The sequence below is a fragment of the Robertmurraya mangrovi genome (genome assembly GCF_034427655.1).
Lineage (GTDB): Bacteria > Bacillota > Bacilli > Bacillales > Cytobacillaceae > Robertmurraya_A > Robertmurraya_A mangrovi.
Genome location: NZ_JAXOFX010000024.1, coordinates 1 through 21,007, shown reverse-complemented (window position 1 = coordinate 21,007; position 21,007 = coordinate 1). Strand labels below are relative to the sequence as shown.

22 protein-coding genes are annotated in these 21,007 nt (G+C 37.2%); all 22 read left to right on the top strand.

Annotated features, from left to right (window positions below; all coding sequences use genetic code 11):
• The first annotated feature begins 29 nt into the window (after positions 1 to 29).
• The 22 genes from fabD to dprA all read left to right on the top strand — a co-directional run bounded on the left by fabD (position 30) and on the right by dprA (position 20,730).
• Entirely contained in the window at positions 30 to 977 is a 948-nt protein-coding gene (gene fabD / locus SM124_RS21975; protein ID WP_322448660.1) for an ACP S-malonyltransferase, read from the top strand.
• On the top strand, positions 974 to 1,717 hold the full coding sequence (gene fabG / locus SM124_RS21970) for a 3-oxoacyl-[acyl-carrier-protein] reductase (RefSeq protein WP_322448659.1): 744 nt from the start codon (positions 974 to 976) through the stop codon (positions 1,715 to 1,717). The genes fabD and fabG overlap by 4 nt, the downstream gene beginning before the upstream one ends.
• A gap of 288 nt (positions 1,718 to 2,005) precedes the next feature.
• Complete coding sequence (locus SM124_RS21965; RefSeq protein ID WP_322448658.1) at positions 2,006 to 2,239, top strand: acyl carrier protein; 234 nt, start codon at positions 2,006 to 2,008, stop codon at positions 2,237 to 2,239.
• Between the two features lie 278 nt (positions 2,240 to 2,517).
• Positions 2,518 to 3,291 (top strand): ribonuclease III, encoded by a 774-nt coding sequence (gene rnc, locus SM124_RS21960; RefSeq protein ID WP_322448657.1) that lies wholly within the window; start codon positions 2,518 to 2,520, stop codon positions 3,289 to 3,291.
• A gap of 18 nt (positions 3,292 to 3,309) precedes the next feature.
• Complete coding sequence (gene smc, locus SM124_RS21955) at positions 3,310 to 6,876, top strand: chromosome segregation protein SMC (protein ID WP_322448656.1); 3,567 nt, start codon at positions 3,310 to 3,312, stop codon at positions 6,874 to 6,876.
• A gap of 17 nt (positions 6,877 to 6,893) precedes the next feature.
• The gene (ftsY, locus tag SM124_RS21950; RefSeq protein ID WP_322448655.1) at positions 6,894 to 7,889 is read left to right on the top strand and encodes a signal recognition particle-docking protein FtsY; all 996 of its coding nucleotides are present in this window, start codon (positions 6,894 to 6,896) and stop codon (positions 7,887 to 7,889) included.
• A 171-nt stretch (positions 7,890 to 8,060) separates the two neighbouring features.
• Positions 8,061 to 8,393: a putative DNA-binding protein gene (locus SM124_RS21945; protein ID WP_322448654.1), complete on the top strand. Its 333-nt coding sequence runs from the start codon at positions 8,061 to 8,063 to the stop codon at positions 8,391 to 8,393.
• A gap of 12 nt (positions 8,394 to 8,405) precedes the next feature.
• A complete protein-coding gene (gene ffh / locus SM124_RS21940) occupies positions 8,406 to 9,758 on the top strand; it encodes a signal recognition particle protein (RefSeq protein ID WP_322448653.1) in 1,353 nt (450 codons plus the stop codon).
• Positions 9,759 to 9,866: 108 nt separating this feature from the next.
• Entirely contained in the window at positions 9,867 to 10,139 is a 273-nt protein-coding gene (rpsP, locus tag SM124_RS21935) for a 30S ribosomal protein S16 (protein WP_322448652.1), read from the top strand.
• 12 nt (positions 10,140 to 10,151) lie between these two features.
• The gene (locus tag SM124_RS21930) at positions 10,152 to 10,382 is read left to right on the top strand and encodes a KH domain-containing protein (RefSeq protein ID WP_322448651.1); all 231 of its coding nucleotides are present in this window, start codon (positions 10,152 to 10,154) and stop codon (positions 10,380 to 10,382) included.
• 161 nt (positions 10,383 to 10,543) lie between these two features.
• The gene (locus tag SM124_RS21925; RefSeq protein ID WP_322448650.1) at positions 10,544 to 10,930 is read left to right on the top strand and encodes a YlqD family protein; all 387 of its coding nucleotides are present in this window, start codon (positions 10,544 to 10,546) and stop codon (positions 10,928 to 10,930) included.
• A 12-nt stretch (positions 10,931 to 10,942) separates the two neighbouring features.
• Positions 10,943 to 11,461 (top strand): ribosome maturation factor RimM, encoded by a 519-nt coding sequence (gene rimM / locus SM124_RS21920; RefSeq protein ID WP_322448649.1) that lies wholly within the window; start codon positions 10,943 to 10,945, stop codon positions 11,459 to 11,461.
• Positions 11,461 to 12,204: a tRNA (guanosine(37)-N1)-methyltransferase TrmD gene (gene trmD, locus SM124_RS21915; RefSeq protein WP_322448684.1), complete on the top strand. Its 744-nt coding sequence runs from the start codon at positions 11,461 to 11,463 to the stop codon at positions 12,202 to 12,204. Before rimM ends, trmD begins: the two co-directional genes overlap by 1 nt.
• Positions 12,205 to 12,340: 136 nt before the next feature.
• Entirely contained in the window at positions 12,341 to 12,685 is a 345-nt protein-coding gene (gene rplS / locus SM124_RS21910; protein ID WP_322448648.1) for a 50S ribosomal protein L19, read from the top strand.
• A gap of 189 nt (positions 12,686 to 12,874) precedes the next feature.
• Positions 12,875 to 13,426: a signal peptidase I gene (lepB, locus tag SM124_RS21905; protein ID WP_322448647.1), complete on the top strand. Its 552-nt coding sequence runs from the start codon at positions 12,875 to 12,877 to the stop codon at positions 13,424 to 13,426.
• A gap of 12 nt (positions 13,427 to 13,438) precedes the next feature.
• Positions 13,439 to 14,320, top strand: coding sequence for a ribosome biogenesis GTPase YlqF (gene ylqF, locus SM124_RS21900; protein WP_322448646.1), 882 nt, complete (start codon positions 13,439 to 13,441; stop codon positions 14,318 to 14,320).
• Between the two features lie 99 nt (positions 14,321 to 14,419).
• A complete protein-coding gene (rnhB, locus tag SM124_RS21895) occupies positions 14,420 to 15,208 on the top strand; it encodes a ribonuclease HII (RefSeq protein WP_322448645.1) in 789 nt (262 codons plus the stop codon).
• Between the two features lie 34 nt (positions 15,209 to 15,242).
• A complete protein-coding gene (locus SM124_RS21890; RefSeq protein ID WP_322448644.1) occupies positions 15,243 to 17,048 on the top strand; it encodes a TP0910 N-terminal domain-containing protein in 1,806 nt (601 codons plus the stop codon).
• A complete protein-coding gene (locus SM124_RS21885; RefSeq protein ID WP_322448643.1) occupies positions 17,045 to 17,332 on the top strand; it encodes an EscU/YscU/HrcU family type III secretion system export apparatus switch protein in 288 nt (95 codons plus the stop codon). The genes SM124_RS21890 and SM124_RS21885 overlap by 4 nt, the downstream gene beginning before the upstream one ends.
• Positions 17,333 to 17,655: 323 nt before the next feature.
• Complete coding sequence (sucC, locus tag SM124_RS21880) at positions 17,656 to 18,816, top strand: ADP-forming succinate--CoA ligase subunit beta (RefSeq protein WP_322448642.1); 1,161 nt, start codon at positions 17,656 to 17,658, stop codon at positions 18,814 to 18,816.
• Positions 18,817 to 18,864: 48 nt separating this feature from the next.
• Complete coding sequence (gene sucD / locus SM124_RS21875) at positions 18,865 to 19,767, top strand: succinate--CoA ligase subunit alpha (RefSeq protein ID WP_322448641.1); 903 nt, start codon at positions 18,865 to 18,867, stop codon at positions 19,765 to 19,767.
• An 84-nt stretch (positions 19,768 to 19,851) separates the two neighbouring features.
• Complete coding sequence (dprA, locus tag SM124_RS21870) at positions 19,852 to 20,730, top strand: DNA-processing protein DprA (protein WP_322448640.1); 879 nt, start codon at positions 19,852 to 19,854, stop codon at positions 20,728 to 20,730.
• Positions 20,731 to 21,007 lie beyond the last annotated feature (277 nt).

The window sequence follows — 21,007 nt, the reverse complement described above, 5'->3', positions numbered from 1 at the left end:
TTATTACGTTAGTGAAGGGAGAGGTTCACATGGGGAAAATCGCATTTATTTTTCCGGGCCAAGGCTCACAAACGGTTGGAATGGGGAAATCATTAGCTGAATCAAATGAAACGGTTCAAAGTTTCTTTCATAAAGCAGATGAAAAATTAAATGACTCACTATCAAAACTAATATTTGAAGGTCCACAAGACGAATTAACTTTAACAACAAATGCACAGCCAGCATTACTAACAACAAGCATTGCGATTTTAGAGTACTTCAAACAATCGGGCATTACAGCTGATTATGTTGCTGGACATAGTCTCGGGGAATATACTGCGCTCGTTGCAGCAGGTGCCATCTCTTTTGAAGACGGCGTTTATGCTGTTAGAAAAAGAGGCGAATACATGGAAGAGGCTGTTCCGAATCGTGAAGGGACAATGGCCGCTATTTTAGGTCTTGACCGCGAAGTCTTAAAGGATGTTACAGAGACAGTAACGGCTGAAGGGAATACGGTTCAGCTTGCGAACTTAAACTGCCCAGGTCAAATTGTGATCTCCGGTACGAGAAAAGGGGTTGAGTTAGCATCTGCTAAAGCAAAAGAAGCTGGAGCAAAACGTGCGCTACCTCTAGAAGTAAGTGGACCTTTCCACTCTGTGTTAATGAAACCAGCAGCAGAAAAATTTAACGATGTACTAAGTCAGATTCAGATTGGTAACGCGAAAATACCTGTTATAGCAAATGTCACTGCATCTGAAATGACAGAAGCGACCGAAATAAAAGAAAAACTAATCGAACAATTGTATTCCCCTGTACTATGGGAAGATTCAGTACAGAAAATGATTGATTTAGGTGTAGATACTTTTATCGAAATCGGTCCAGGCAAAGTATTATCCGGATTAGTGAAAAAAGTAAACCGTACCGTAAGAACATTCGCTGTTTCAGACGAGGAAACATTACAGTCAGTTGTGGATGCTTTGAAGGAGGAAGTTAAATGAAACTACAAGGTAAAACTGCTTTAGTAACTGGGGCATCACGTGGAATTGGAAGGGAAATTGCTTTGGAGCTTGCTAGACAGGGAGCAAACGTAGCTGTTAATTATGCGGGTAGTGAAGCAAGTGCCAATGAAGTGGTTGATCAAATCAAGGCACTGGGACAAGATGCTTTTGCTGTTCAATGTAATGTTTCTGATGCTGAATCAGTTGGAGAAATGGTAAAACAAACCATTGAAAAGTTTGGGAGTCTTGATATTCTTGTTAATAATGCCGGAATTACAAGAGATAACTTGCTTATGAGAATGAAGGAAGACGAATGGGATGATGTTATTAATACGAACCTTAAAGGTGTTTTCCTTTGTACTAAAGCAGTAACTAGACAAATGATGAAGCAAAGAAGTGGTCGAATCATCAATATTTCCTCTATCGTTGGAGTGAGTGGGAATCCTGGCCAAGCGAATTATGTAGCCGCAAAATCAGGTGTAATTGGTTTAACAAAAACAACAGCCAAAGAGCTTTCCTCAAGAGGAATAACGGTTAATGCCATCGCACCAGGTTTTATTACGACTGATATGACGGACAAGCTTAGTGAAGAAGTCAAATCAGAAATGTTAAAGCAAATTCCATTAGCTAGATTCGGAGAACCATCGGATATCGCTAATGTTGTTGTATTCTTAGCTTCTGACGATAGCAAATACATGACAGGTCAAACCTTGCATGTTGATGGCGGAATGGTTATGTAATTTGGTGTTTTTGACGAAAAACTTCTGAAAGAACATTTATTATGGCTCTTTTCTAAAACATTGTTGCCTCTCACAATATATAAAATTGCTATAAAATATCATGCTTTATTAGGCTTAAAAGGTTATCAGTTTTAGAAAAAGCCTTACCATATAAATTTATAGCACTCTTTAATTATTAAGGGGTAAAAATCGGCTTTTGGATTTTTACAGTAACGACAATGATAGCGAAAACAGCCTTTATTATTTATTAAAAATAATCTATAATGTCTTGAGGGGAGGTGAACAGGCATGGCAGAGGTATTAGAACGTGTAACAAAGATTATCGTTGACCGTCTAGGTGTGGAAGAAACTCAAGTTACTCTTGAGGCTTCGTTCAAAGATGATCTTGGCGCTGATTCCCTAGATGTAGTTGAACTTGTTATGGAATTAGAAGATGAGTTTGATATGGAAATTTCTGACGACGACGCTGAAAAAATTTCTACAGTGGGTGACGCTGTAAATTACATACAAAGTAAGGCATAATCGTTAGAGTAATTGTAAAGCTCCGTTTTTATACGGGGCTTTCTTCTATTATATCTTGGACTAGAATTTAGGAACTAAAGAACATCCATCTTCATGTAAGTGTGGTAAAAAATATTTTCTAATGTTCTTTGCGTTTTTTATTGGTTTTACGTAAACTTGTAATGATAACAGTAGGCTCTTTTCTTCATTAAGAGTAAGGAGTAGCCACAAATAAGCTGTAACGATTACAAGGTAATTTTATTTTCTGATGTGTAAATACAGAGCAAGGTGGATGCAATATGGGTAAGAACGGAAAAGATAAGCACGCAATGTTTCGTGCGATTGACAAACAGTTTCAGGATTTTCAAGAACACTTAGGAATAAAGTTTGATAATATTAAGCTTTTAAAACAAGCTTTTACACATTCATCCTATGTGAATGAGCATCGCAAAAAGCCTTATGAGGATAACGAGAGGCTAGAATTTTTAGGAGATGCCGTATTAGAACTAACCGTTTCTAGATTTTTGTTTGAAAAGTATCCAATGATGAGTGAAGGAGAACTAACTAAATTAAGAGCTGCTGTTGTATGTGAGCCTTCTTTAGTTGGTTTTGCAAATGAGCTTTCATTTGGAAAAGTCGTGCTTCTAGGAAAGGGCGAGGAAATGACGGGTGGTAGAGAACGACCAGCCTTATTAGCAGACGTCTTTGAAGCGTTTATTGGCGCACTTTTCTTAGATAAAGGACTTGAAACGGTTAATCAATTTTTAGAAAAAATTGTCTTTCCTAAAATAAATGCTGGTGCTTTTTCTCATGTGATGGATTTTAAAAGCCAATTACAGGAGCTTGTTCAACGCGATGCGATTGGTACAATTGAATATAAAATACTTCAAGAAAAAGGACCTGCCCATAATCGCGAGTTTGTTTCTCGTGTTTCGTTAAATGACGAAGAAGTAGGGGTTGGGACAGGCCGCTCGAAAAAGGAAGCAGAACAACATGCAGCCCAAATGGCTTTAGGGAAGATTAAAACACATCTTCAAGATAACAGTAAGCAATCAGGCGACAACATAAAATAGGGTCAAGGGTGATTAACAGTGTATCTTAAACGTTTAGATGTTGTAGGCTTTAAATCTTTTGCCGAACGCATCGGAGTCGATTTTGTTACAGGAGTAACAGCGGTAGTTGGGCCAAACGGAAGTGGAAAGAGTAATATAACGGATGCCATTCGCTGGGTACTTGGGGAACAATCAGCAAAATCTCTTCGTGGAGCAAAGATGGAAGACATTATTTTCGCAGGTAGTGATTCTAGAAAGCCACTGAATTTTGCAGAAGTTACCCTTACTCTTGATAATGAAGATCAATTTTTACCGATTGATTATAATGAAGTTAGTGTAACAAGACGTGTATATCGTTCAGGTGAGAGTGAGTATTTAATTAACAAACAAACGTGCCGTCTAAAAGATATAGTAGATTTATTTATGGATTCAGGTCTTGGAAGAGAAGCTTTTTCAATCATCAGCCAAGGAAGAGTCGAAGAAATTCTTAATAGTAAGGCTGAAGAAAGAAGAACGATTTTTGAAGAAGCGGCTGGTGTCTTGAAATATAAGACACGTAAGAAAAAAGCGGAAGGAAAGCTGAACGAAACCCAGGAAAATTTAAACCGTGTAAATGATATTTTGTATGAATTAGAAAGCCAAGTAGAACCTCTTAAAATTCAAGCTTCCATTGCTAAAGATTATCTTGAGAAAAAGGAAGAGCTTGAGAAAATAGAGGTAGCTTTAACTGTATACGAAATTGAAGATTTGCATGCAAAATGGGAGCAGCTGTCCCTAGACCTAGAAAAGCATAAGAATGACGAGATCAAACTATCCTCAACCTTACAGGCCAAAGAAGCGAAGGTAGAAGAAATAAGAGACCATATTACTGCCCTAGATGAGTCTATTAATAGTCTGCAAAACGTTCTTCTTCATGCTACAGAAGAGCTAGAAAAACTTGAAGGCAGAAAAGAAGTATTAAAAGAGCGTAAGAAAAATGCTACAAATAATCGAGAACAATTAGAGAAAAACATTTCGGATTTAACAACAAAAGTACATGAGTTAAAGGAACAAAAAGAAAACCAGCAGTTGATTGTGGGTAAGTTACAAGAAGAAGCTCAGGTATTAAAAAATCAATTAAAAGAAAAACAAGATCAACTAAAACTTTTTAGTGAAGATATCGAAGAAACGATTGAATCATTAAAAAGCGATTATATTGAGTTATTAAATAAACAAGCTACTTCTAAAAATGAGCTTCAATTTATTGAACAGCAATTTAATCAAAATAAAGCTTGGAATCAAAAACTAGAAGAAGATAATGAGAAATACTTAGCTGAGAGAAAGCTTGTTCAAGAAAAGAAGCAATCCATTGAAGGGGAGCTTCTGGAAGTACAACAAAAGCTAGAAGATCAAGTTCATGTTTTTAGGAATGATCAAAGCAAATTAGAAAATGTAAAAAATCAATATCAAAAGCAGCAGTCTACCCTTTATCAAGCTTATCAATACCTTCAAAAAGCACAATCTAGAAAGGATATGCTTGAAGAATTAGAAGATGACTACTCTGGATTTTTCCAAGGGGTAAAAGAAATCTTAAAGGCTAGAGAAGGAAAACTGCCAGGTATTGAAGGAGCGATTGCTGAGCTTATTCAAGTGTCGAAGGATTATGAAGTGGCCATTGAAACAGCACTCGGTGGGGCTATGCAACATGTAGTCGTTGATTCGGAGGAAAGTGGACGAAAGGCTATTCAGTATTTAAAACAGAATTCTTTTGGCCGAGCTACTTTATTACCTTTGACGGTTATTAAAGGTAAGTCTTTATTAACATCCCAACTTGGGTCTATTCAAGGTCATCCATCCTTTGTTGGTGTCGCTGTTGATTTAGTTGATTTTGACTCTAAATATAAAGAGGTTGTTAGTAATCTATTAGGTACTGTTGTTATTACAAAAGACTTAAAAGGTGCTAACGAAATGGCAAAAATCCTTCAATATCGCTGCCGTTTTGTAACCATGGATGGTGACGTTGTTAATCCTGGTGGCTCGATGACCGGTGGAGCAATCAAACAAAAATCTTCCTCCCTTTTAAGTAGAAAAGGAGAACTAGAAGATTTAAAAGTGAAGCTGTTAGATATGGAAGAAAAAACAGCTCAATTGGAAGAGAAAGTAAAAGTTTTAAAAGATAGTATAGGTGAGCAGGAAAACCAATTAGAACAATTAAGAAAAGCTGGAGAAGAGCTTCGTATTAAAGAGCAAACCGTTAAAGGCAACTTAAGAGAAGTGGAGATTGAAGAAAAGAATCTCAATGAAAAGCTATCGATTTATGACATTGATAAATCTCAATTCGGAATGGATGAGAAAAATCTAACTGCTAAGAAAGAAGAGTTAATAAACCAGCTTACTCAATATGAAGCAGATATCCATGAGTTGAATCAGCAAATAGCTCAGTTAACGGAGCAAAAAAATAATCAGCTTACAACAAAAGAAACAACGACAGCCGAGTTAAATGATTTAAAAGTTCAGTTGGCCGCAAAAAGTGAACAGTTCCATCATGCGAGTGAAAAGTACTCAAATCTTGAGAAAGAATTGGTCGAGAACGAAGATAAGTTAACTACGATTAAAGAAGATTTCGAGTTCCTGTCTTCGGAAATGACCAATAGTACTTCTAGTGAGGATTCTTTAGAAGAAGCAGCCAAACGAAAACTTCATGATAAAACGGAAACGTTAAAGCTCATTTCCTCTCGACGTGAAGAACGAATGAGCATGCATAGTCAATTAGAAGATGCAGAACTAGAGATTAAAGAATTAAAACGTCAATACAAAGGGCTAGTAGGGATTTTAAAAGATGAAGAGGTTAAGTTAAACCGTTTGGATGTAGAACTTGAAAATCGACTAGCACATTTAAGAGAAGAGTATTTACTTACTTTTGAAGGGGCGAAGGAAGAGTATCCTTTAACCATTCCGGCTGAAGAAGCCCGTAAGAGAGTAAAGCTGATTAAATTAGCGATTGAAGAGCTGGGGACAGTTAATATCGGAGCCATTGAAGAATATGAGCGGGTTTCAGAGCGTTACGAGTTCTTACTTGAGCAGAAGAATGATTTGCAAGAAGCGAAAGACACACTCTTCCAAGTTATTGAGGAAATGGATGAGGAAATGAAAAAACGCTTTGAGCAAACCTTCTATGGAATACGATCACATTTTGAATCTGTTTTCCAGGCTTTATTTGGTGGGGGAAGAGCGGACTTAAGATTAACGAACCCAGAGGATTTACTAAATACAGGCGTTGAAATTGTTGCACAGCCACCAGGTAAAAAGCTTCAAAACCTTGGTTTACTATCAGGTGGGGAACGTGCTTTAACTGCTATTGCTCTCCTGTTTTCCATTTTAAAAGTACGCCCTGTTCCATTCTGTATTCTAGATGAGGTGGAAGCGGCACTTGATGAAGCAAACGTATATCGATTTAGTCAATATCTAAAAAGATATAGTCATGAAACTCAGTTTATTGTGATTACACACAGAAAAGGAACGATGGAAGAAGCTGACGTTCTATATGGGGTAACGATGCAAGAATCAGGAGTTTCAAAGCTAGTTTCTGTTAGATTAGAAGAAACAAAAGAATTAGTTCAATCATAAAAGGAAGTGTTTAGTTCATGAGCTTTTTCAAGAAATTAAAAGAGAAAATTACGAAGCAAACAGAGGCTGTTACGGACAAGTTTAAGGAGGGCTTAACGAAAACGAGAGATAATTTCTCCGGTAAGGTTAATGACTTAGTTGCGAGATATAGAAAAGTAGATGAAGATTTCTTTGAAGAACTAGAAGAGATTTTAATTCAAGCAGATGTTGGCTTTAATACGGTTATGGAACTGGTAGAAGAACTAAAAATGGAAGTGAAAAGAAGAAACATTCAAGACCCACGTGAAGTACAAAGTGTCATTTCAGAGAAATTAGTTGAAATTTACAATGGGGCCGACGATGCATCACCTGAACTGAATATTCAAAGCGAAGGGTTAACCGTTGTTTTATTTGTAGGGGTAAATGGAGTTGGAAAAACAACGACCATAGGAAAACTAGCGCATAAGTTCAAGTCAGAAGGAAAGAATGTATTGCTGGCTGCGGGAGATACTTTCCGTGCAGGAGCCATTGAACAGTTAGAAGTATGGGGAGAGCGTGTAGGTGTTGATGTGATCAAGCAAGAAGCAGGCTCTGATCCAGCTGCTGTCATGTTTGATGCCATTCAATCAGCAAAATCGAGAAATGCAGATATTCTCTTATGTGATACAGCTGGACGCCTTCAGAATAAAGTAAACTTAATGAAAGAACTTGAAAAAGTAAAGCGCGTGATTGAGAGAGAAGTTCCAGGAGCTCCTCATGAAGTTCTGTTAGTTCTTGATGCAACAACAGGTCAAAACGCATTGATACAAGCTAAGACATTCAAAGAAGCTACTAACGTTAGTGGAATTGTTTTAACCAAGCTTGACGGGACTGCTAAGGGAGGAATCGTTATTGCTATCCGAAACGAACTCCATATCCCTGTTAAATTTGTAGGTCTTGGAGAAAAAATGGATGACCTCCAAGAGTTCAATGCAGAACAGTACGTATATGGTTTGTTTGCTGATTTAGTTGAAAATGAAACGGTTGAAGAATAAATCATATTAGGGTTGACTCAATGTTTGTTGAGTGACCCTTTTTATATTTCGAAGACGGTAGGATTAAGCCGCTTCAACCATTCGTTTGTAAAGATATTTTCTTGACATTCTTATTTGAAGTGTGTAATATATCTTTGTAAAGGCATTTGACTTAACAAGGGGTGATAAGCTATGCTGGAAAAGACAACGCGAATGAATTATTTGTATGACTTTTACCAGTCGTTGTTAACACCTAAGCAACAGAGCTATATGTCCCTGTACTACTTAGATGATTATTCCCTTGGAGAAATTGCAGAGGAGTTTAATGTTAGTAGACAAGCCGTGTACGACAATATTAAACGGACAGAGGCAATGGTAGAGGAATATGAAAGTAAGTTATTACTATTTCAAAAGTTTCAAGAGCGAAACAAGATTCTTTTAAAAATGAAAGAACTTTTGACCGAAAAAACGCTCGATCAACAGACTTTGCTAGACGCAGTTTCTGAGCTTGAGAAATTAGATTAGGAGGCGGCATTTATGGCATTTGAAGGATTAGCCGACCGACTGCAAAATACGATTCAAAAGATCCGTGGAAAAGGGAAAGTAAATGAAGCGGATGTTAAAGAGATGATGCGTGAAGTTCGTCTTGCTTTACTTGAAGCAGATGTAAACTTTAAGGTCGTCAAAGAATTTGTAAAAAAAGTTAGTGAACGCGCTGTTGGTCAAGAAGTGTTAAAAAGTTTAACACCTGGTCAACAAGTCATTAAGGTTGTAAAAGAAGAGTTAACCGAGCTGATGGGTGGAGAGCAGAGTAAGATTGCTGTTTCTAACCGACCTCCTACTGTCATCATGATGGTTGGATTACAGGGTGCTGGTAAAACCACCACTACAGGAAAACTAGCCAATCTAATTCGAAAAAAATATAATCGTAACCCTATGCTAGTTGCTGCCGATATTTATCGTCCTGCAGCTATTAAGCAGCTTGAAACACTTGGAAAACAACTGAGTATGCCTGTTTTTTCTTTAGGTGATCAAGTGAGCCCCGTTGAAATTGCTAGGCAAGCACTTGCAAAAGCGAAAGAAGATCATAATGATTATGTATTAATCGATACGGCCGGACGACTTCATGTTGATGAAGCTCTTATGGATGAGCTGAAGCAAATTAAAGAGTTATCTAAGCCAGATGAAATCTTCTTAGTTGTTGATGCAATGACTGGTCAAGATGCAGTAAATGTTGCTCAAAGTTTTAATGAGCAGCTAGGTTTAACAGGGGTTGTTTTAACTAAGCTCGATGGAGACACTCGTGGGGGAGCTGCACTATCTATTCGTTCTGTAACGAATACACCGATCAAGTTTATTGGTTTAGGTGAAAAGATGGATGCTATTGAGTCCTTCCACCCTGAAAGAATGGCTTCTCGTATCTTAGGTATGGGTGATGTTTTAACATTAATTGAAAAAGCTCAGGCAAACGTGGATGAAGAGAAAGCAAAGGAACTTGAGCGTAAAATGCGTACAGCTTCCTTTACTTTAGATGATTTCCTGGAGCAATTAGGTCAAGTCCGAAATATGGGGCCGCTTGATGAACTCCTAAAAATGATGCCTGGTGCAAACAAAATTAAAGGTTTAAACAATCTTCAAATTGATGAAAAACAAATTTCTCATGTTGAAGCGATTATTCAATCGATGACAACAGCGGAAAAAGAAAATCCTGAAATCATTAATTCTAGTCGTCGTAAAAGAATTGCCAAAGGAAGTGGTACTTCAGTTCCAGAAGTAAATCGCTTATTAAAGCAATTTGAGGACATGAAGAAAATGATGAAGCAAATGACAGGTATGCAACAAAAAGGAAAGAAAAAGGGTGGATTTAAGCTTCCTTTTAATCCTTTTTAAGGTATAAGTTAAACAAAAATGTAGTGACAAGAAAAAACACTTTACAAACTAAACAAGAATTGATATTATACTATCTTGTGTGAAACTATTCGGAGGTGCTTATTTAAAATGGCAGTTAAAATTCGTTTAAAACGTATGGGAGCAAAAAAATCTCCTTTTTATCGTATCGTAGTAGCAGATTCTCGTTCACCACGTGATGGACGTTTCATTGAAACAGTTGGAACTTACAACCCAGTTGCTCAACCAGCAGCAGTTGAAATCAATGAAGAGTTAGCTCTTAAATGGTTACAAGATGGAGCAAAACCATCTGACACAGTTCGCAACCTTTTCTCTAAACAAGGCATTATGGAGAAATTCCATAACGCTAAGTACAGCAAGTAATAAAGAGCTTAAATGAAAGAGCTCATCGAAACGATTGTTAAGCCTCTTGTTGACTTCCCGGAAGATGTTCGAATCGATATCGTTGAAGATAACGATCGAATGACTTACAAACTTAATGTTAACAAAACCGACATGGGTAAAGTAATTGGGAAGCAAGGGAAAGTAGCTAAAGCAATACGAACTGTTGTCTACGCAGCAGGAGCATCACAACAGAAGAAGATTTACTTAGAAATCTGTGAATAATTTGGATTAGAGTGCATCATTGGTGCTCACTAGTCTCACTTAAAAAAGGAGGGGGAACCCCTCCTTTTTTTACAATGTTTTTTAGCTCTTTCTGAAGGTATTCTAACCTAAGTTAAATGTTATTATATATTTATTATTCAGTTCAGAGGAGGAGTCTTAAAGTGAATATTCTCCAAAATATTATCGTAAAGCAAAAGCTGACAGAAAATAGTAAAGCAGAACTTGAGGCAAAATATAATAACAAAAAGTTACAGCTTCAAAAGGAGTGTGACCAGCTTCTATTTGAGCTCAAAAAACTAGAGAAAACAAAGAAATTTCAGCCAAGCAGTTTAAAAACTCATTTTGACAAAGAAATACATAATCGACAAGAAAAAATCAAACTACTAGAGTTTCAACTAGACCAATTACATATGCTACCTATAGGCAGTGAACTAAAAGAAAAGGAAATCCAAGGGATTGTCGAGGTAAAAGTCGGCGATCGTTGGGATGATATTAAAACTAGTAAAACGATCATTATAAAAGATGGTATCGTTGACGAAATACGATAGAAGGTGACTTTTATGGAAAGATGGTTTAATGTCGGGAAACTTGTAAATACACACGGAATTAAAGGTGAGGTTAGGGTCGTTTCTAAAACAGACTTTGTAAATGAACGATACAAGCCTGGGAATCACCTATACCTTTTTATGCCTGATACAGATACTCCAATTGAGTTGGTTGTAGCTTCACATAGACAACATAAATCCTTTGATTTATTGACGTTTGAGGGTTACCCGAATATGAATGATGTTGAAAAATTCAAAGGTGGGATTCTTAAAGTACCAGAGAGCCAACTAGGTGAATTAGAAAACAACGAATTTTACTTTCATGAAATTATTGGTTGCGAGGTATTTACTGTAAAAGGAGAAGAGATAGGTAAAATTCGCGAAATTTTAACTCCTGGGGCTAATGATGTATGGGTGATTAAAGGAAAAGGCGGAAAAGACATATTAATCCCTTATATTGAGCAAGTAGTCAAGAAAGTAGATATAAAGGAAAAAATTATATTGATTGAACCGATGGAAGGCTTACTGTCATGATGAACATCGATGTTCTTACGCTTTTTCCAGAGATGTTTGATGGTGTATTTGGTCATTCCATTTTAAAAAAAGGTGAAGAAAATCAAGCGGTTAAATATAATGTCGTGAATTTTCGTGAGTTTGCAGATAACAAGCACAAAACGGTTGATGACTACCCTTATGGGGGCGGAGCAGGGATGGTGTTAAAGCCACAGCCTATTTTTGATGCGGTTAGTCATCTAGTAGAGCAAGCTAACACAGAAAAACCTCCTAAAGTTATTCTAATGTGTCCTCAAGGGGCAAGGTATGATCAGAAAAAGGCTGAGGAGCTTGCTAAAGAGGAGCACTTAATTTTTGTATGTGGGCACTATGAAGGATACGATGAAAGAATTAGAGAGCATTTGATTACAGAGGAAATTTCTATCGGTGATTTTATTTTAACGGGCGGAGAGCTAGGAGCAATGGTTGTCATTGATAGTGTGGTTAGGCTACTACCAGGTGTTCTAGGTAATGAAGAGTCCCATATGCGTGATTCTTTCAGCACGGGATTCTTAGAGCATCCGCATTATACAAGGCCAGCTGATTTCAGGGGAATGAAAGTACCTGAAGTATTAACATCAGGGAACCATAAGTTAATTGATGAATGGCGCGCGAAAGAATCTCTTAGACGAACCTACAACCGTAGACCAGATTTATTAGAGCAGATAGAATTAACAGACCAGCATAGAAAATGGATGGCTGAGTTTGAAAAAGAAGAGAAATAGTATTGATATAGACGTCTAATTATGTTATGATATTCCTTGTGACTTAGACTGAATTGATTTAGTTTATGTCCTATAAACGATGTTCCGCTGCAATTATAAGATTTGTAAGAGCATCTGTGATAAGGAGAGAATATTCATGCAACAATTAATCAATGAAATTACGAAAGAACAACTTCGTAATGACCACCCAGCTTTCCGTCCTGGAGACACTGTACGTGTACACGTTAAAGTTGTTGAGGGAACTCGTGAGCGTGTTCAGGTTTATGAAGGAGTTGTAATTAAGCGTCGTGGTGGCGGAATCAGTGAAACTTTCACTGTTCGTAAGATCTCTTACGGTGTAGGCGTTGAGCGTACATTCCCAGTTCACACTCCAAAAATTGCGAAGCTAGAAGTTATCCGTCGCGGTAAAGTTCGCCGTGCTAAACTTTACTACCTACGTAACCTACGTGGTAAAAAAGCTCGTATTAAAGAAATCCGATAATTACACTAAAAAGGAGCTTGTTATGCAAGCTCCTTTTTTTTATCCCTTCTAAATCTGGGTATAATGATTGAAAAGGATGCAGTTTAGCAATCAATTATAGTAAAATGATGTTACATCGTGGACGAGCAATCACGGTAAAAACGATTTATTATTATTTTTGTTTCAATGGAATGGTGGGAGACTCATTTTATGACAAAGAAAAAGAACGAGTTTTGGGAATGGACAAAGGCTCTAATTATTGCTGTATTATTGGCAGCTGTTATCCGCTATTTCTTATTTGCACCAATTGTAGTAGATGGGGAATCTATGATGCCGACTCTACAGCATAAGGACAGAATGATCGTGAACAAGTTTAGTTATACGATTGGAAAGCCTGATCGATTTGATATCATTGTTTTTCATGCACCAGAAAATAAAGATTACATAAAAAGAGTCATTGGTCTTCCCGGTGATAGGATAGAATATAAAAATGATACTCTCTATGTAAATGGAAAGGCGTATAAAGAACCTTACCTAGATAAATACAAAGAGCAAGTAATTGACGGACCATTAACGGAGTCTTTTACTTTAATGGAAATAACGGGTCAAGAAACAGTCCCTGAAGGTCATCTGTTCGTTATGGGAGATAACAGAAGATACAGTAAGGATAGTCGTAGAATTGGTACAGTACCAATGAAGAAAGTATTAGGTACAACGAGTGTGGTATATTGGCCACTTGAAGAAGCAAGATTTGTAAAATAAGGAGTGATAGCTATGACCATTCAATGGTTTCCTGGGCATATGGCCAAAGCGCGTAGGCAGGTTACAGAAAAGTTAAAACTAGTCGATATCATTTTTGAACTGGTTGATGCTCGTATTCCCTATTCATCTAGAAATCCTATGATTGATGATATTATTCAGCATAAGCCAAGACTTGTTCTTCTAAATAAAGCGGACATGGCGGATAAAGCTGTTACGAAAGAATGGGTGCGGTATTTTGAAGCGAAGGGCGTTAAATCTCTAGCAATCAACTCACATAAAGGAATTGGTATGAAAGAGATTGTTACCGCTTCAGAAGAAGTTTTAAAAGAAAAGTTGGACAGATTAAAGGCGAAGGGTGTAAAACCAAGAGCGATTAGAGCTATGATCGTTGGTATACCTAACGTTGGGAAATCAACACTAATTAATCGTCTGGCAAAAAAGAATATTGCTAAAACAGGGAATATGCCTGGTGTTACAAAGGCTCAGCAATGGATTAAAGTAGGGAAAGAACTAGAGTTACTCGATACCCCCGGGATTCTTTGGCCAAAGTTTGAAGACCAAGAGGTAGGATTAAAATTAGCTTTAACGGGTGCGATTAAAGACACCTTGTTAAACTTACATGATATTAGTATCTATGGACTTCGTTTTCTTGAAAAAGAGTATCCTGAAAGACTAAAGGAGCGTTATAACTTAGATGCCATCCACGAAGAAGTCGTTGAAACTTTTGATGAAATAGGTAAGAGACGAGGTTGTCTAATGGGTGGAGGAGAAGTCGATTATGATAAAGTGTCCGAGCTAATCGTTAGAGAAATGCGCTCGGAGCAGTTCGGTTCTCTTTCTTTAGAAAGACCTGCAGACTTGTTATTGAAAGAGCAAGAAGAAACAGTAGAATAGATTCAAATAATTGGTCCTCATTCTTTGAGGCCTTTATTTTTTCTATTAGAAACCGATACATACAGTATGGTAATACAATTTTAAAGGGGTACAGGCATCTTGAAAAAGTGGACGGTACAAGAAATAGATGAAAAACTACAAGGGATTAAAGATTCTAAAGATCCTTTTATTAAGAAAGTTTCAAAAGATGAAAGAAAAGGTGTGCAGGTTGCCTTAAATAGGTGGTTTAAGCAGTATGAGCAACAAAAGCAAACCGAGGCTTTATTTTATGAAATGACTCAATATGAACGTAATGTTCGAGCGATGGGATACAAATATATTGCTGGGATTGATGAAGTCGGAAGAGGCCCTCTAGCAGGTCCTGTTGTTGCCGCAGCTGTTATCTTACCAGAGTCCTTTACTCTCCTCGGTATAAATGATTCAAAAAAGCTATCTGAACAAAAGCGAGAAGAGTATTTTGAATTGATACAAGAACAAGCGATTGCCATAGGAATCGGAATGATTGACGCTAAAGAAATCGACGAAATAAATATTTACGAGGCTACGAAGAAAGCGATGCTATCAGCAGTAAATAATCTTACGACCTCTCCAGATTTTTTACTAATAGATGCAATGAAATTGATCAGCCCTTACCCACAAGAGTCAATTATTAAAGGTGACGCAAAGAGTATCTCTATTGCTGCTGCGTCTATAATTGCTAAGGTTACGAGAGACCGGTTAATGAAAAAGATTGGTGAAGAATACCCTCAATATGGCTTTTCACAGAATATGGGATATGGGACAAAAGAACATTTATTGGCTCTCGAACAGTTTGGAGTTACTCCTTATCATCGTAGAAGCTTTGCACCAATAAAAAATATGAATCAATTAGAACTGGAGCTGAACTAGAAAACTATTTTTTAGCTTTGGAAGGAGGGAGATCATGGTTACAGCTAGTTTAATCCAAACTCTTTTAAGACAGAACACAAGCACGGAAACTGCTCCAAGAATGTTTCAGCCTGGCCAAGTTTTTAACGGGAAAATCCTAAAGTTATTTCCAGGTCAGATAGCCGAAGTTCAGATTGGCAACCAAAAAGTAATTGCGCAGCTTGAAGCATCTTTAGCAGCAAGTGAGCGTTATTGGTTTCAAGTTCAACCTGGAGAAGGGAAAGTACATTTGAAGATTTTACAGTCCCCAGAGGGTCAACAAAGTAGGGATGTAGTAGCAATGGACACATTGTTAAAACAATTAAATCTTCCCCCCTCAAAAGAGAATGGAGAAATACTACGTTTTTTTATAAAAGAACAGTTGCCGATTACAAAAGAGGCCTTACAGATGGCTTCAGACTTATTAAAAGGAGCAAACTCATCAAAAGAAGGGCTAGAAGTTATTAGGCAACTTATCCTAAGAGAGTTGCCATTAACGAAAGACACGTTCTTAGCTGTTCAATCTAACGTGAAAAGTGAACCCATTCATACATTGATGCAACATCTTCAAAGTTTGTTGACTAAAGATAATTTAAGTGAAACAGGAAATAAATTAGCTAGTATCCTCTATCAATCTTCTGAAACGGAAAAAGTAAAGTTTGTAGAGAAAGCCGTTACGCAATTAGTAGGGATTTGGCTCAATGGGAAAGATAAGGCTGACACACAGAAGGCTTTAAATATCCTTCAGCAGTTTCAATTTCTTCCAGAGGGGAATGAAGAGGAGGTTGTAATTAAGACTGCCTTACGGGTTGTTAGTGAAGCTGAGGAACAGAATCAAGCTAAAGAGTTAAAAGGTTTAGTTTCTCGTTATCAAGATTCGCAAGGACCATTGAACAGTATAAATAAGACTGAAGTTATAAGTGAGATAAAAAAAGTACTTGAGACTCTCTCTCAACAATCTAAAGATCAAGTAAGCATAATTGGCTTGTTAAAAAAAGAAGACTCTAACCTGGAAGCTTTCGCTCGATTTTTAAACTCCCAAATGAGTGACTCTGGCCAGACTATAAAATTAGTTGATACGAACGGAGTAAAGCCAATCGGAACCGAAATAACCGATGAAGAAAAGGAACTTTTACAGTCTATCGGAAGAGGGTTACAAGAAGAGAATGTCAAATGGGAAAATGGAAGATCGGTATCGGATCAGTTAAAGCATTTAGTTAAAACATTGGGTTTAACCCATGAAAATGATTTACTATCCTTTTTGAAAACAACAGGGGGTGAAGATCAGCCGAAAACAGAAACTCTAAAGGCACTTTTAGTGAAATTTTTGAATGAGGGTCAGTCTTTACCTGTTAAAGAAGCCGCAGAACAACTTTTACATAGGATTACAGGAGTTCAACTATTATCTCATGAAATAGGTCCGCTTCAACAATTGGTCATGCAAATTCCGTTATCTTTCTGGAATAAAACAACCGATCTAACTCTTCAATGGAGTGGTCGGAAAAAAGAGAACGGACAAATTGACCCGAATTATTGCCGAGTTTTATTTTATTTAGAATTAGAGTACTTAAATGAAACAATCGTGGATATGCAAGTTCAAAATCGCATCTTAAATATTACGGTTATTAACGATACAGAAAATATTAAAGAGGTAGGTAAGGTATTTTTACCATCTTTAAAAGAAAGTCTTGCTGGTTTAAACTATCAACTTTCCTCTATTAGTTTTCAAAAAACAACGGACCAATCGACCGAGCAAAATAAGAACATGATGAAACAAGTATATCAATCTAGTAATTATAGTGGGGTTGATTACAGAGTATGAAAAGTGCGGATACAAAAATAAGAAAAGAAGCCATTGCCCTTAGTTATGACCAACGAAAACATGATTCCCCTAGAGTAGTAGCCAAAGGAAAAGGAATTGTTGCGGAGAACATTCTTGAAAAAGCGAAAGAAAATAATGTACCTATTCAAGAAGATTCTTCTTTAGTAGAACTTTTAAGTAAGTTAGAAATCAATGAAAATATCCCAGAAGAACTGTATCAAGCAGTGGCCGAAGTTTTTGCCTTCATTTATAAAACAAATAAAGAAATTGGAGCTAGAAAATGATTAAGTTTTCTAGCTGTTTTTATTTTTGTAATTAAAAAAATTATTTTATTAAAAAAATAATTTAAGCGTGATAACTACGGTTATTACTGCAATAATAGGGTTTTATTAATGACATAATTTTATAAATTTTTAAAGAAATATAATATTTTTGTATTAATGGTAGACAAGGTTGATGTTGTTTTATAAAATGAAAGCGCAGTCTATTTTTTATAGAACTTAAAGGGAAAAGCGGAAGCGCTTTAAATAGGGAAGAAATAGTAATTTTGTTATATATTATTTAATATTCCTAAGCGCTCTTAGCTAGATTAAAAGGAGGATGGGAAATGAATATCCATGAGTACCAAGGTAAAGAAATCCTCAGAAAATACGGGGTAGCGGTTCCAAACGGTAAAGTAGCATTTTCAGTTGATGAGGCTGTTGAAGCTGCAAAAGAATTAGGAACAGCTGTTTGTGTAGTTAAAGCACAAATTCATGCTGGTGGACGCGGTAAAGCTGGCGGAGTTAAAGTTGCTAAAAATTTAGAAGAAGTACGTACATACGCAAGTGAAATTTTAGGTAAAACACTTGTTACACACCAAACAGGCCCAGAAGGTAAAGAAGTTAAACGCTTACTTATCGAAGAAGGTTGCGATATTAAGAAAGAATACTACATCGGTTTAGTATTAGATCGCGCAACTTCTCGTGTGGTGTTAATGGCTTCAGAAGAGGGCGGTACGGAGATTGAAGAAGTAGCTGAAAAAACTCCTGAGAAAATTTTCAAAGAAGTAGTAGATCCTGTAGTTGGATTAACTGGCTACCAAGCTCGTCGTATTGCATTCAATATCAATATTCCTAAAGAATTAGTAAACAAAGCAGTTAAGTTCATGATGGGCTTATACCAAGCTTTCGTTGAGAAAGATTGCTCAATCGCTGAAATTAACCCGCTAGTTGTTACAGGCGATGGCAATGTAATGGCATTAGATGCTAAGTTAAACTTTGATTCTAACGCTTTATATCGTCATAAAGATATTTTAGAATACCGTGACCTAGACGAAGAAGATGCAAAAGAAATTGAAGCATCTAAATATGACCTAAGCTATATTTCTCTAGATGGAAATATCGGTTGTATGGTTAACGGAGCAGGACTTGCAATGGCTACAATGGACATCGTAAAACATTACGGCGGAGACCCTGCAAACTTCCTTGATGTTGGGGGCGGTGCTACAGCTGAAAAGGTTACAGAAGCATTTAAAATCATCCTTTCTGACCAAAATGTAAAAGGTATTTTCGTAAATATCTTTGGCGGAATTATGAAGTGTGACGTTATCGCTACTGGTGTAGTAGAAGCTGCTAAGCAAGTAGGTCTAAACGTTCCTTTAGTTGTTCGTTTAGAAGGTACAAATGTTGAACTTGGTAAGAAAATCCTTGCTGAGTCAGATATCAACATTATCGCTGCAGAATCTATGGCTGACGGTGCACAAAAAATCGTTTCATTAGTAGGTTAATTTCGTTATATAACGAAATCAGCCTAAGGATTAGAAAGGGGAATTGATGTGAGCGTATTTATTAATAAAGATACTAAAGTTATTGTTCAAGGGATTACAGGTTCTACTGCCCTTTTCCATACAAAACAAATGCTAGAATACGGTACTCAAATCGTAGCTGGTGTAACACCAGGTAAAGGCGGTACTGAAGTAGAAGGTGTTCCTGTATTCAACACGGTTGAAGATGCTGTTAAAGCTACAGGTGCTAACGCTTCTGTTATTTATGTACCAGCTCCATTCGCTGCAGATGCTATTTTAGAAGCTGTAGATGCAGAGCTAGACTTAGCAATCTGTATTACAGAACATATTCCTGTATTAGACATGGTAAAAGTTAAGCGTTATATGGAAGGGAAAAAGACTCGCCTAGTTGGACCTAACTGCCCAGGTGTTATTACTCCAGGCGAATGTAAAATTGGTATTATGCCAGGATACATTCATACAAAAGGACACGTTGGAGTTGTTTCTCGCTCAGGTACATTAACGTATGAAGCTGTTCACCAGTTATCTCAAGAAGGTATCGGTCAATCTACAGCTGTAGGTATTGGTGGAGACCCAGTTAACGGAACAAACTTCATCGATGTATTAAAAGCATTTAACGAAGATCCTGAAACTTACGCTGTTATCATGATTGGTGAAATCGGTGGAACAGCTGAAGAAGAGGCTGCTGAGTGGGTTAAGGCAAACATGACTAAACCTGTAGTAGGCTTTATCGGAGGACGTACTGCACCTCCTGGTAAGCGCATGGGCCATGCTGGTGCGATTATTTCTGGTGGTAAAGGTACGGCTGACGAAAAAATCCGCGTAATGAATGAGTGCGGAATTGAAGTAGCTGATACTCCATCTGTTATGGGTGAAACTCTTATCAAAGTTCTTAAAGAAAAAGGACTTTACGATCAATGTAAAACTCATTAATTAGCATGAGTAAGTGATTAAATAGTCCCTCTGATGAGAGGGGCTATTTATCATATAAAAAATAATATCATTTGGAGGTAACCTATGGACGAATTTAAATTGAAGCTGGCCCATCTTCATCATTGTCGGGGAATTACTTGGAAGATGATTTATCAATTCCTCAGAGAGGACCCTGAATTAACCAACCTTTACACCCTTTCTTCCCATAAATATTTAAAATATTTATCTCCCTCCTGTTTAAATACCTTTCAAGAAGACCTACATTCACAAACTATCTATGATGAAATTCGCCAATATGAAATTAACGAGATTCATATTATAACGTTATTCGACGAAATCTACCCTCAAATGTTAAAAGAAACGTATCAACCACCATGGATTTTATACGGAAAAGGAAATATAAATCTATTAAAAGTAGAACCGAAGCTAGCAGTGGTCGGCTCAAGACAAGCAACGGAATATGGCAAAAAGTCAATTCATTTTCTTTTTCCAAAAATTCTTAAGAAAGGTGTGATAATTGTTAGCGGATTAGCGGCTGGTGTCGACGCATTAGCGCACGAGACTGCTATTAAATTAGGTGGAAGTACCATTGCGGTTATAGCTGGTGGACTTTTTCACATCTACCCTAAGTCAAACCTCTCTCTTGCCCTCCACATGATGCGTCACCAACTTGTAATATCAGAATTTCCTCCCAATTCGAAACCTACTAGATGGCAATTCCCTATGAGAAACCGAATTATAAGTGGTCTGAGCAATGGAACACTTATAATTGAAGCGAAACAGAAAAGTGGTTCTCTTATAACCGCAAACTATGCGGTCCACGAAGGAAGAGAGGTTTTCGCTCTCCCTGGAAGTATTTTCAATTCGAATTCTACAGGGACAAATGAACTCATCCAACAGGGAGCGAAACTTGTTAAAAGTGATGAAGATATTTTAGAAGAGTTATTTTTTAGAAGGGGATAATTCAATGATGGGGTGTCCGAAAAGTCCCTAAGCTTTATTTAAAAATTCTCTTGATCGTTCCATCTTTATATTGAGCACTCTGTTGATTGGAGTGGAAGGCACGAAGACTCCTGCGGGAACAGCGGGACAGATTAGACCCCACAGGAGCTTGCGACGAGTTATCATGAACGAAACTAGCTCCTTACTCGTAAATTCGTAGGTTAATTTGGTAAGAATGTTTATTGATAAAACAAACCAAATCAGAGCTACATTACGGAAGGAGCTAGTTATTATGAAG

What these genes read in the sequence shown, in the direction of transcription:
- SM124_RS21965 (WP_322448658.1), top strand. Translation starts at nt 2,006, where the DNA reads ATGGCAGAGGTATTAGAACGTGTAACAAAGATTATCGTTGACCGTCTA.
- fabD (WP_322448660.1), top strand. Translation starts at nt 30, where the DNA reads ATGGGGAAAATCGCATTTATTTTTCCGGGCCAAGGCTCACAAACGGTT.
- lepB (WP_322448647.1), top strand. Translation starts at nt 12,875, where the DNA reads ATGACAAAGAAAAAGAACGAGTTTTGGGAATGGACAAAGGCTCTAATT.
- ftsY (WP_322448655.1), top strand. Translation starts at nt 6,894, where the DNA reads ATGAGCTTTTTCAAGAAATTAAAAGAGAAAATTACGAAGCAAACAGAG.
- SM124_RS21945 (WP_322448654.1), top strand. Translation starts at nt 8,061, where the DNA reads ATGCTGGAAAAGACAACGCGAATGAATTATTTGTATGACTTTTACCAG.
- fabG (WP_322448659.1), top strand. Translation starts at nt 974, where the DNA reads ATGAAACTACAAGGTAAAACTGCTTTAGTAACTGGGGCATCACGTGGA.
- rimM (WP_322448649.1), top strand. Translation starts at nt 10,943, where the DNA reads ATGGAAAGATGGTTTAATGTCGGGAAACTTGTAAATACACACGGAATT.
- SM124_RS21885 (WP_322448643.1), top strand. Translation starts at nt 17,045, where the DNA reads ATGAAAAGTGCGGATACAAAAATAAGAAAAGAAGCCATTGCCCTTAGT.
- ylqF (WP_322448646.1), top strand. Translation starts at nt 13,439, where the DNA reads ATGACCATTCAATGGTTTCCTGGGCATATGGCCAAAGCGCGTAGGCAG.
- rpsP (WP_322448652.1), top strand. Translation starts at nt 9,867, where the DNA reads ATGGCAGTTAAAATTCGTTTAAAACGTATGGGAGCAAAAAAATCTCCT.
- trmD (WP_322448684.1), top strand. Translation starts at nt 11,461, where the DNA reads ATGAACATCGATGTTCTTACGCTTTTTCCAGAGATGTTTGATGGTGTA.
- rplS (WP_322448648.1), top strand. Translation starts at nt 12,341, where the DNA reads ATGCAACAATTAATCAATGAAATTACGAAAGAACAACTTCGTAATGAC.
- SM124_RS21890 (WP_322448644.1), top strand. Translation starts at nt 15,243, where the DNA reads ATGGTTACAGCTAGTTTAATCCAAACTCTTTTAAGACAGAACACAAGC.
- SM124_RS21930 (WP_322448651.1), top strand. Translation starts at nt 10,152, where the DNA reads ATGAAAGAGCTCATCGAAACGATTGTTAAGCCTCTTGTTGACTTCCCG.
- rnc (WP_322448657.1), top strand. Translation starts at nt 2,518, where the DNA reads ATGGGTAAGAACGGAAAAGATAAGCACGCAATGTTTCGTGCGATTGAC.
- sucC (WP_322448642.1), top strand. Translation starts at nt 17,656, where the DNA reads ATGAATATCCATGAGTACCAAGGTAAAGAAATCCTCAGAAAATACGGG.
- dprA (WP_322448640.1), top strand. Translation starts at nt 19,852, where the DNA reads ATGGACGAATTTAAATTGAAGCTGGCCCATCTTCATCATTGTCGGGGA.
- ffh (WP_322448653.1), top strand. Translation starts at nt 8,406, where the DNA reads ATGGCATTTGAAGGATTAGCCGACCGACTGCAAAATACGATTCAAAAG.